The organism is Pseudophaeobacter flagellatus, assembly GCF_021228235.1.
In the GTDB taxonomy this organism is placed as follows: Bacteria; Pseudomonadota; Alphaproteobacteria; order Rhodobacterales; family Rhodobacteraceae; genus Pseudophaeobacter; species Pseudophaeobacter flagellatus.
The window spans coordinates 737819-748081 of record NZ_JAJQRG010000001.1 but is presented as its reverse complement, the minus strand read 5'-3'; the positions used below and the strand labels follow the sequence as shown (position 1 = coordinate 748081).

The 10263-nt window shown below is 58.0% G+C and carries 9 protein-coding genes; 7 read left to right on the top strand and 2 right to left on the bottom strand.

Annotated features, from left to right (window positions below; genetic code table 11):
- Positions 1 to 218: 218 nt before the first annotated feature.
- A complete protein-coding gene (locus LRK71_RS03525; RefSeq protein WP_232401104.1) occupies positions 219 to 992 on the bottom strand; it encodes a 3-hydroxybutyrate dehydrogenase in 774 nt (257 codons plus the stop codon).
- 364 nt (positions 993 to 1356) lie between these two features.
- On the opposite strand from LRK71_RS03525, the gene LRK71_RS03520 reads away from it, so the two are divergent.
- The gene (locus LRK71_RS03520) at positions 1357 to 3177 is read left to right on the top strand and encodes an extracellular solute-binding protein (RefSeq protein ID WP_232401103.1); all 1821 of its coding nucleotides are present in this window, start codon (positions 1357 to 1359) and stop codon (positions 3175 to 3177) included.
- Positions 3178 to 3285: 108 nt separating this feature from the next.
- Positions 3286 to 3516, top strand: coding sequence for a hypothetical protein (locus tag LRK71_RS03515; RefSeq protein WP_232401102.1), 231 nt, complete (start codon positions 3286 to 3288; stop codon positions 3514 to 3516).
- A 162-nt stretch (positions 3517 to 3678) separates the two neighbouring features.
- Here LRK71_RS03515 and LRK71_RS03510 read toward each other — a convergent pair whose 3' ends face one another.
- The gene (locus LRK71_RS03510; RefSeq protein ID WP_232401101.1) at positions 3679 to 4302 is read right to left on the bottom strand and encodes a helix-turn-helix domain-containing protein; all 624 of its coding nucleotides are present in this window, start codon (positions 4300 to 4302) and stop codon (positions 3679 to 3681) included.
- 64 nt (positions 4303 to 4366) lie between these two features.
- On the opposite strand from LRK71_RS03510, the gene LRK71_RS03505 reads away from it, so the two are divergent.
- The 5 genes from LRK71_RS03505 (at position 4367) to LRK71_RS03485 (ending at position 10080) form a co-directional block, all read left to right on the top strand.
- On the top strand, positions 4367 to 5875 hold the full coding sequence (locus LRK71_RS03505) for a class I adenylate-forming enzyme family protein (RefSeq protein ID WP_232401100.1): 1509 nt from the start codon (positions 4367 to 4369) through the stop codon (positions 5873 to 5875).
- A 3-nt stretch (positions 5876 to 5878) separates the two neighbouring features.
- A complete protein-coding gene (locus tag LRK71_RS03500) occupies positions 5879 to 6550 on the top strand; it encodes a DsbA family oxidoreductase (protein WP_232401099.1) in 672 nt (223 codons plus the stop codon).
- Positions 6547 to 6930: a potassium channel family protein gene (locus LRK71_RS03495; protein ID WP_232401098.1), complete on the top strand. Its 384-nt coding sequence runs from the start codon at positions 6547 to 6549 to the stop codon at positions 6928 to 6930. Before LRK71_RS03500 ends, LRK71_RS03495 begins: the two co-directional genes overlap by 4 nt.
- A gap of 215 nt (positions 6931 to 7145) precedes the next feature.
- On the top strand, positions 7146 to 8363 hold the full coding sequence (locus LRK71_RS03490; RefSeq protein ID WP_232401097.1) for an MFS transporter: 1218 nt from the start codon (positions 7146 to 7148) through the stop codon (positions 8361 to 8363).
- A 64-nt stretch (positions 8364 to 8427) separates the two neighbouring features.
- A complete protein-coding gene (locus tag LRK71_RS03485; protein WP_232401096.1) occupies positions 8428 to 10080 on the top strand; it encodes a tetratricopeptide repeat protein in 1653 nt (550 codons plus the stop codon).
- Positions 10081 to 10263: the final 183 nt, after the last annotated feature.

The following is a 10263-nucleotide window of genomic DNA, read 5'->3' as shown; positions in this document are numbered from 1 at the left end:
ATGCGTGCAGCGATGACATCAGGTCATCAGTCAGACTGCGAAGAGAAGCGTGACCCGGATGAGTGACAATGGCCCATGAAAAAAGGAAAACGAGCTTGACCCAAACACCCAATTAGAGAAGCCGCCCCTGATCCTTGCGTCATGGCCGGGATGCCGCGCCACTCGGGCTTATCGCCTTCATTTGCGCAACATGCCCGAGCAGGCCACAGGCGCAACTCTCACAGCGCGGTCCAGCCGCCATCCACGCTTAGGGTAGTGCCGGTGATCTGCGCCGCTGCATCAGAACAGAAAAACACAGCTGTACCGCCAAGCTGTTCCACCGTTGCAAACTCCTTCGAGGGCTGGCGTTCCAACATGACCTGCTTGATTACCTCTTCGCGCGACATGTTGTATTTTTCCATGGTATCCGGGATCTGAGCCTCAACCAGCGGCGTCAGCACATAGCCCGGACAAATGGCATTGCAGGTGATCGGCTCTTCTGCGGTTTCCAGCGCCACTGTTTTGGTCAGCCCCACAACCCCATGTTTTGCCGCGACATAAGCCGATTTAAAGGGCGAGGCCGTCAGCCCATGCGCCGAAGCGATATTAATCACCCTACCCCAACCAGTGGCGCGCATCTTGGGCAGGGCAACGGCAGTGGTATGAAAGGCAGAGCTGAGATTGATCGCCAGAATGGCATCCCAAGTTTCTGTCGGGAAGTCATCCACCGGTGCCACATGCTGGATGCCGGCGTTGTTGACCAGGATATCACAGGCGCCCGCCTCTTCGATCAGCCCGCGACAGGCCTCGCCCTTGGACATATCCGCCTGAATATAGCGGGCCTTACCACCGAACTCCGCTGCGATCTGGGCTGCAATCTCGTGATCCTCAGGCCGGTCGGTGAAAGAGTTCAACACTACATCCGCCCCCGCGCGCGCCAGTTCCCGCGCAATCCCTAGGCCAATGCCCGAATTTGATCCGGTGATCACCGCGGTTTTTCCTGTGAGAGTCATCTGCTGTCCCTTTCCTGGTCTCTGTCATAAGGCGTTTTCTCTTCTTGCCATGCTGCAGGCGCAAATGAAACGCGTAGGACTACGTAGCAGCCGCTGCATCTGGTGCAGACAAACCTGGGCCTCAAAGGGCCGCCCAGAACATGATGGGGTCAGGCGGCTCGAAAATCCTTAACAAAAAAAACGCCCGCGCGAAGCGGGCGTAAAGTTATTGAGGCAGGTTTCATACAGGCAAGAAACCTATCGAGCAGTGACCTCTTTATATGCAATTTCTGCCTTTCATCCAAGCTAAAAGTTTGAAATGACAAGAAAGCGCAGATGCGGTGTAGACCCAAGAAAATATGGGCCCGATGGGATTGTTGCCAAAATGACCTCAGTTTTTTTCCAAAAACTTAAACTCGCGACCACAGGAATCCTGCTGCTTGGCGGTGCTGCCCCCCTGTTAGCAGAATCATCTCATGGCATAGCTATGTACGGTGACCCAAGCCTACCACAGGATTTTGTGTCCTTACCATATGCTAACCCTTCGGCGCCCAAAGGGGGCAAAGTTGTCTTTGGCAACACTGGCGGTTTTGATACGCTTAATCCGTTTGCCCAAAAAGGCACGCCACCCTGGCAGCTTCGGTTCTGGGGATACGAGAGCCTGATGGGCCGTTCCTGGGACGAAGCCTTCTCTCTTTACGGTCTGTTGGCCGAATCAGTTGAATTTCCAGAGGACAGATCCTGGGTCGAATTCACCCTCAGACCGGAAGCAAAATTCTCCGATGGCAGCCCGGTCACTGTAGAGGATGTAATCTGGTCCTACGAAACACTCGGCACCCAGGGACACCTGCGCTATCGCGGGTTCTGGAGCAAAGTGGCTGAAATCCGCCAAACCGGACCGTTGAGCCTGCGCATCACCTTCAACACCCAGGACCGAGAGCTTGCCCTGATTGCCGGCATGCGGCCTATTTTGAAACGGTCCCAGTGGGCGGGCAAAGATTTTGCGTCTTCGGGGCTGACAGAGGCCCCCATTGGCACCGGCGCCTATGTGGTCGACAGCTTCGAGGCGGGACGTCAAATCACCCTGCGGCGCAATCCCGACTACTGGGGCAAGGATCTGCCCTTCCGGGTTGGCACCCAGAATTTTGATCAACTGAGGATTGATTTTTTCGGTGATCAGACGGTCTTATTCGAATCTTTTAAAGCAGGCGAGCTGACCGCCTACCGCGAATTCAATGCGGATAAATGGCAGCGCGCTTATGGTTTTGACGCCGTCACAAGCGGGCGCATCGTCAAAAGTGAAATTCCTCATCAGCGCCCCAGCGGCATGACCGGGCTGGCCTTCAACACCCGCCGCGCGCCACTGGATGACTGGCGGGTGCGTGAGGCCCTGATCCTGGCCTTCAACTTTGAATATATCAATGAAACCATTACCGGCGGGACGCAGCAGCGCATCAGTTCTTATTTTTCCAATTCCCACCTCGGGATGCAGCCCGGAGCAGCCAGCGGTCGCGTGGCGCAATATCTGGCACCCTTTGCCGAAGATCTGCCCCCCGGCACCCTCTCCGGGTATCGCCTGCCACAAAGCGACGGCACCAAGCGCAACCGCAAGAACCTGCGTCGCGCCATGGCGCTGCTGCAAGAGGCGGGCCTCAGCGTTCAGGATGGAGTACTGCGCGATGCAAATGGCACCGAGCTGCGCCTGAATGTTCTGCTGCGCCAGGGCGATAGCGAGATGAAGACGGTGATCGAAATCTATGCGCGCGCGCTGAACCGTCTGGGCATCACCCTGACACCGGAAATGGTTGATAACGCGCAATATGTTGGCCGCCAGAGCAGCTTTGACTTTGATCTCACCCGGTTACGCCGTGAGCTGTCATTAAGCCCGGGCAACGAACAGCGCCTCTATTGGGGCAGCGCCGGGGCAGATCAGCCCGGCAGCCGCAATCTGATGGGAATTGCCTCGCCTGCGGTGGATGCAATGATTGATCACATGCTCACGGTAGACGCCCCAGAAGATTTTACCGCCGCCACTCGCGCGTTGGACCGGGTACTGACCGCCGGGCGCTATGTCATTCCCATCTGGTCCTTTGACAAGGGGCGTATCGCCCATGTGAAAGAGCTACATTTTCCGGATGTTTTGCCAATTTACGGCGACCGAACCGGGTTTATGCCAGAGGTCTGGTGGTACCAGGCCACAGAGTGACACTGGCTATCCCGTTAAAAGGCAACAAAACTCCCGTGTTCCCTTGTTTCATAGCTTTTGATATAATTGACATGATGAATGGTTATTGTTTCGATGGGGGTACCAATCATGACGACCCTTCCTTCACCGTGGCGTTGGGAGAGTATGTATCCACGCGCCAAACAGCGTTTCCCGCATCTCTGCGCCGAAACAGTCCCCAGCCTTGCCCAGGACCGAGACGGCTTTGTTGCATATCTGGCTGACACCCATCACCTGACCCTGCGCGAAGCCGAGGAAGAGGTTGACGACTTCCTGTTCACCGAGAGCCTGCATGCAGAGTTGGCGACAGATCAGGCCTAATCAGGAAAGGCCTGCGACTGGTCCGCGACGCGTGTTGCGCCAAACGGGCCCGGTATCGCGCATTTAAAACTTGCAGGATAAAATGAACCCGACCAGATCTAATCGGTTGATTTCAGAAAGATTTCATCGCCGCAACAGCCAACCCCAGACGTTGGCCGATTGCTAGCTAAGTGAGGTGACCCAAAGGATGGTGGCATCATCCTGGCTGACTGAGACCACATTATGGCCCATCGCCGCGTCATAATAGGCGCTATCGCCGCGCCGCATCTCTACTGGTTCGTAAAACTCGGTATAGAGCTTCACCACCCCGGTCAGAACATACATGAATTCTTCGCCGTCGTGCCGCACCCAGCCGTCAAATTCATCCATGGAGCGCGCCCGCACCCGCGCGCGATAAGGCAACATCTGCTTGCGCCGCAGCCCCTCTGCGAGCAGCTCGTGCTCGTAGGTGGCGGTGGCCTGGGCCGATCCTTCGTTATATTTGGTCACCGTCATGCGCCCGTTGACCTGATCCCGCTGCGGCGGGGTGAACAGCTGCGGAACTGAGATTTCCAACCCGACAGCCAGCTTCTTCAGGGCCTCATAGGTCGGCGACATCTGGCCGTTTTCGATCTTTGACAGGGTTGATCGCGCCAGCCCAGCCTGATTGGCCGCATGTTCCAGCGTCCAGTCCCGCGCCTTGCGGAGCTCGCGTACGCGCGCGCCCAGGTCCAACGGTTCTGCGTCACGCTCCTCGCCATTGGCTCGGGCGATGGTGATCAAAGATTTGGGGTCGCGTCCTGTCATGCGGTCTCTATAAGATGCCCGCTGCATGCTTGCAACGCAGCACTTGTCAGGCTAGCCAAAGGATATGGTATCTCTCTTTGATCAAGGCGCCTTTGCGCCCTGCCCCGCGCCCTTCAATCTGGCCGCCCATGTGCTGCGCCAGGCCCCAAACCTGCCCGACAAACCGGCGCTAGAGGTCATTGGCGCCAAGGGGGCGCAGATCTGGACCTTTGCCCAGCTAGAGGCAGCGGTACGTGGCACCGGCACCGGGCTGTTGCAGGCGGGGCTGAAGCCGGGACAAATCCTGTTGATGCGCCTTGGCAATACCGTGGATTTCCCCATTGCCTATCTGGGGGCCATTGCTGCGGGCCTCATACCCGTTCCGACCTCGTCGCAGCTGACCGAGGGCGAAACCGCCAAGATGATCGCAGATCTTGATGCAGCGGCAATTTTTCGTGACCCGACAGTCGCTTGCGCGGCGCACCCGATGCAGATTGAACTGCCCGCTCTGCAGGCAATGCGGGCTTTGCCGCCCTGCGACTATGCCATGGGACCAGCTGATCGGATGGCCTATGCGGTCTATACCTCTGGCACCAGCGGCATGGCCCGCGCTGTTGCCCATGCCCATCGTGCCATCTGGGCGCGCCAAATGATGGTACAGGGGTGGTATGATCTGAAACCCGATGATCGCTTGCTGCATGCCGGCGCTTTCAACTGGACTTTCACGCTGGGCACCGGCTTGATGGATCCCTGGACCATCGGCGCCACCGCGCTGATCCCGGAACCGGGCACCGATCCGATGCATCTGCCCGCCCTGCTGCGCGACCACAAGGCAAGCCTTTTTGCTGCAGCGCCGGGGGTTTACCGAAAGATTCTTAAGTCCAACGCGCCACTGGATCTGCCAGATCTGCGCCACGGGCTTTGCGCCGGAGAAAAACTGTCCGAGCATCTGCATCAGGCCTGGCGCCACGCCACGAGCACCGATCTGTTCGAAGCCTATGGCATGTCGGAATGTTCCACCTTCATTTCCTCCAGCCCGGCGCATCCAGCGCGTGGCCAGGCCCTGGGCCAGCCACAGCCGGGCCGTCGCGTGGCCATACTTGGCCCCGATGGGCCAGTGCCCTATGGCGAAGCCGGTACCATCGCCATTGCCGCCAGCGATCCTGGGTTGATGCTGGGCTATTTGAATGCTCCGGAAGAAACCGCCGCGCGGATGCAGGGAGAGTGGTTCCTGACTGGCGACCAGGGCACCATGGCACCGGATGGTCAGATTAGCTATCTCGGGCGCGATGATGACATGATGAATGCCGGCGGCTTTCGGGTCTCGCCGATCGAGGTGGAAACCCAGCTGCAGGCACATCCCGACATAACCCAGGTTGGCGTCGCCTCGGTCGAGGTCAAAACCGACAGCCATATCATCGTCGCCTTTTACACTGGCCCCACGCCGCTGGACCCAGCCGAATTACACCGCTTTGCCGCCGCGCATCTGGCCCGCTATAAACAGCCCCGTGCCTATGTCCATCTCGACGCTCTGCCCAGTGGCGCCAATGGCAAATTGCTGCGCCGCGCCCTGCCCGCCTATTTCAAAGGATAGCCCATGACCGCTGATCTGCCGCCCGTGAAGCTTGACATTATTTCCGACCCGATCTGCCCCTGGTGCTATATCGGCAAGACCCACCTGGACAAGGCACTGGCCGAAATTCCGGATCATCCCTTTGTCATCGAATGGCACCCCTTCCAGCTGAACCCGGATATGCCAGCCGAGGGCATGGATCGGCGCGCCTATCTGGAGGCCAAGTTTGGCGGCAAAGAGGCTGCGGTGCGGGCCTATGCACCCGTGGTGGAAAATGCCGAAAAGGCCGGATTGAAGATCGATTTTGAGGGCATGCAGCGCACGCCAAACACCATAAACGCACATCGGCTCATCCATTGGGCCGGGATAGAGGCCAAGCAAGGGGCCATGGTGGATGCCCTGTTTGATGCCTATTTTACCCAGGCGCGCGATATCGGCGATACCGACGTCCTGGTAGAGATTGCCGCCAATGTGGGGCTAGAGGCCGACGTGGTGCGCAAACTGCTGTCTGGTGACAGTGACCGAGAAGATATCCGCAACCGCGATGCCCATTCGCGCAAAATGGGGGTGACATCGGTTCCGACCTTTATCATTGCCAACCAGCATGCGGTCCCCGGTGCCCAGCAGCCCGATATGTGGAAGCAGATTATTTCCGATATTATGGAACAACTTCAGAATCCTACGGAAAACGCATGACCCAACTGCGGCGTCTAACCATCTTTGTTGCCCTGCTTGTGGTGCTGGCTTCGGGCACTGTGTTTTTTCACTTTGCCGAAGGCTGGAGCTGGTTGGATTCCTATTTCTTTACCGTGATCACCGTGTCGACGGTTGGCTATGGCAATCTGGTCCCGGTGACCGCAGCCGGCAAGTTGGCGACCACCGCCCTGATTTTTGGCGGGCTTGGGGTCTTTGCCCTTGCGATGAATGAATTTGCCCAGATGCAGTTGGCGAAACGGCAAAAGCACAATGAATGGCTGTTTGCCCGACTGGGAGATGGCACAAAAGATGACGAATCGCCTGCCGCCAATGCGGATGACCCCCCCGTCACGGCACAAACACACCCTCCAAAGAAATAACCCGTCGCAGCCGCGCCATGCCCTGCGGCAGGCCCCCGGCTGCAAGGGGCGACTTCGCGGTGACGGTGCGGGCGCTGAAACTACACAAAACAACAATGCACATAGCACTGTGCACTCTCAAGCATGGTGCTATTTTCACCGCCGTGATAGCGCGAAGCCAAAAGGCCCGGTCAGGATCCAATTTCAGGACCACCGAAGTCTTGCAAAGGATTTCAATGACACCGACACCCCAGCACGCCATGTCAAAGGCAGAATTTATTTCACTGGTTGCGATGATGATGGCAACCATTGCCTTTTCCATTGATGCCATGCTGCCGGCCTTGCCGGAAATCGGTGCGCAACTCAGCCCCGGAGATATCAACCGGGCGCAGCTGATCCTGACCTCCTTTGTCCTGGGGATGGGGCTTGGCACCTTTTTCACCGGCCCGCTGTCTGATGCCTTTGGCCGCAAACCCGTGATCGTTGCAGGGGCTGTAATCTATATCGTCTCGGCCGCAGTGGCCTGGGCCTCTTCTTCGCTTGAACTGGTACTGATTGCGCGGGTGACCATGGGGCTTGGCGCGGCAGGGCCACGGGTTGTGGCGCTGGCCATTGTGCGCGATCTCTATTCGGGCCGTGAAATGGCACGAATGATGTCGATTGCCATGATGATCTTTACCCTGGTGCCGGCCTTTGCACCGATGCTGGGTCAGGGGATTATCCTCTTTGCCGGCTGGCGCGGAATTTTTGCTGCCTTTGCGCTGTTTGCGCTGGTCATCTCTCTTTGGACCATGATCCGTCTGCCAGAACCCCTGGCGGTTGAAAACAGGCGTCCCTTCCGCTTTCCGCTGATGTTGGCGGCGGTGCGCGAGATGATCCTGCACCCGACCGTGCGGCTGTCCATCCTGGTTCAGACCTTCTGCTTGGCCACCCTGTTCACCATGCTGACCATGGTGCAGCAGATCTATGACGTGATTTTTGCCCGCGCCGACAGCTTTCCCTTCTGGTTTGGCTTTGTCGCGCTGATGGCAGGCAGCGCCAGCGTGTTGAACGCAGCGGTTGTTGTGCGCCTTGGTATGCGCCGCATGGTAACCTGGTCCTTGGCCGCGCAGATCCTCTGTTCCGGGCTGATACTGCTCTTTCAAGGGCTGAGCCTGCCTGACACTGTTGCTTTTGGCCTGTTTGTAGCCTGGCAGACCAGCGTGTTCTTTATGGCTGGTACCACCCTCGGCAATCTCAACGCCATGGCGATGGAGCCGATGGGGCATATTGCCGGCATGGCGGCCTCGGTAATTGGGGCGATTTCAACCGTTTGCGCCGCAGCCATTGCCGCGCCCATTGGCCTGCTGTTTGATGGCTCTTTGGTGCCGGTTGCCCTGCCAATCCTGTGCATGTCGCTTATAAGTTTCGGCATCATGCTGCATATGGCGCGTGTTGAAAAGCGACTGTTCTAGCCATCGCACGCTTGCTGCTTTCCTGAAAAACTCCTAACCTCTCCAGATATTTGGAGGGGGTTTCATGGATTATCCATATGATCTTGGCAGCTATTCCTGCCCCATCACCACCACATCGCCACAGGCGCAGCTTTGGTTTGATCGCGGCTTGAACTGGACCTATGGCTTCAACCACCAAGAAGCGATCGCCTGTTTCAAACAGGCCCTATCATGTGATCCGCGCTGTGCCATGGCCCATTGGGGTCTGTCCTATGCGGCGGGGCCAAACTACAATATGCCCTGGGAATTGCACGACGAAACCGGGCGGGCTGAAGCCCTGGGCCTGGCCTATGATGCCAGCCGCGCGGCGCTGGCCCATGTGGAAGGTTGCACCGAGGCCGAAACCTTGCTCATCACCGCCCTACAAGCCCGCTATCCACAACGCGACCTAAGCGATGATATGCAGACCTGGGACCAGGCCTTTGCCGATACGATGCGGGCGGCCTTTGCCCGCTGTTCCGATCATCTGGAGCTGCGCACTGTTTTTGCCGAAAGCCTGCTGAACCTTACGCCCTGGAACATGTGGGACCTGAAGACAGGTACACCAGCCCCCGGGGCCGCCACCACAGAGGCGCAGCAGATACTGGAACAGGCAATGGAAAGACAGCCCGGCGCCATGCAGCACCCAGGCCTGCTGCATCTCTATGTGCATCTGATGGAAATGTCCCCAACCCCAGAGAAAGCGCTGAAAGCCGGTGATGTGCTGCGCCGTCTGGTGCCGGATGCGGGCCATCTGGTGCATATGCCGACCCATATTGATGTGCTCTGCGGCAACTATCACGATGTGGTGCTGTGGAACCAAGAGGCGATCACGGCTGACCTGAAATACTATGACCGCGAAGGCGCCTACAACATCTACACAGGCTACCGCCAGCACAACTATCACTTTGTCATCTATGGTGCGCTGTTTCTGGGTCAAATGGAACCCGCCCTACAGGCAAATCAGGGGTTGTGGGACACCACGCCCGAAGAGATGCTGCGCATCGAAAGCCCGCCAATGGCCGATTACTTTGAATCCTACATGGCGATGCATCCGCATATCCTGATCCGCTTTGGCCGCTGGGAAGACTGCATTGCGCTGGGTCTGCCGCAGGACCAAACTCTCTACTGCACCCTGACTGCGACGGTGCACTATGCCCGCGCAATCGGCTATGCCGCCACGGGGCGTGTGGCAGAGGCCGAAGCAGAGGAGCAGCGCTTTCTTGCCGCCCGCGCGCGCGTGCCCGACAGCCGCCTGATGCACAACAATCGTGTTGTAGACCTGCTTGAAATTGCACGCGAAATGCTGCGCGGCGAGATTGAATACCGCAAGGGCAACTACGCCGAGGCCTACGCCCATCTACGCCGCTCAGTCGCGCTGGATGACACCCTGCCCTATGACGAACCCTGGGGATGGATGCAGCCCACCCGCCATGCGCTGGGGGCGCTGCTGCTGGAACAGGGCCATACAGCCGAGGCCGAAGCGGTCTACCGCGCTGATCTTGGTCTGGATGACACCCTGTCGCGGGCCTCGGTTCATCCAGATAATGTCTGGAGCCTCAAGGGATTACACGACTGTCTTGAAGCGCGTGGCGAAACGGTAGAGATCCGCCACATCAAACAGAAGCTTGACCAGGCGCAGGCGCGTTCGGATGGTGTATTTGCCTCCTGTGGCTGTGCGCAGGTGGCGATGCAATAAAAAGTGCCTTTTAACAAACTAATCTGGTCACCCTAATATCAGTCTAGAGCGTGTCAGTGCATTGCTTCAAAGCCAGGGCATCTGGCGCGGAAACCATTGATCCAGCGGGTTCGACCTGGATCGACTGGTTCCCGTTTGAATCGGTCACCACTGTCAGTTTCTGGGTCAAACCAACTTTCTCTG

Excerpts from the sequence above, each read along its gene's own strand:
- LRK71_RS03490 (WP_232401097.1), top strand. The coding sequence starts at position 7,146 with ATGACACCGACACCCCAGCACGCCATGTCAAAGGCAGAATTTATTTCA.
- LRK71_RS03510 (WP_232401101.1), bottom strand. The coding sequence starts at position 4,302 with ATGACAGGACGCGACCCCAAATCTTTGATCACCATCGCCCGAGCCAAT.
- LRK71_RS03520 (WP_232401103.1), top strand. The coding sequence starts at position 1,357 with ATGACCTCAGTTTTTTTCCAAAAACTTAAACTCGCGACCACAGGAATC.
- LRK71_RS03485 (WP_232401096.1), top strand. The coding sequence starts at position 8,428 with ATGGATTATCCATATGATCTTGGCAGCTATTCCTGCCCCATCACCACC.
- LRK71_RS03515 (WP_232401102.1), top strand. The coding sequence starts at position 3,286 with ATGACGACCCTTCCTTCACCGTGGCGTTGGGAGAGTATGTATCCACGC.
- LRK71_RS03505 (WP_232401100.1), top strand. The coding sequence starts at position 4,367 with ATGGTATCTCTCTTTGATCAAGGCGCCTTTGCGCCCTGCCCCGCGCCC.
- LRK71_RS03525 (WP_232401104.1), bottom strand. The coding sequence starts at position 992 with ATGACTCTCACAGGAAAAACCGCGGTGATCACCGGATCAAATTCGGGC.
- LRK71_RS03495 (WP_232401098.1), top strand. The coding sequence starts at position 6,547 with ATGACCCAACTGCGGCGTCTAACCATCTTTGTTGCCCTGCTTGTGGTG.
- LRK71_RS03500 (WP_232401099.1), top strand. The coding sequence starts at position 5,879 with ATGACCGCTGATCTGCCGCCCGTGAAGCTTGACATTATTTCCGACCCG.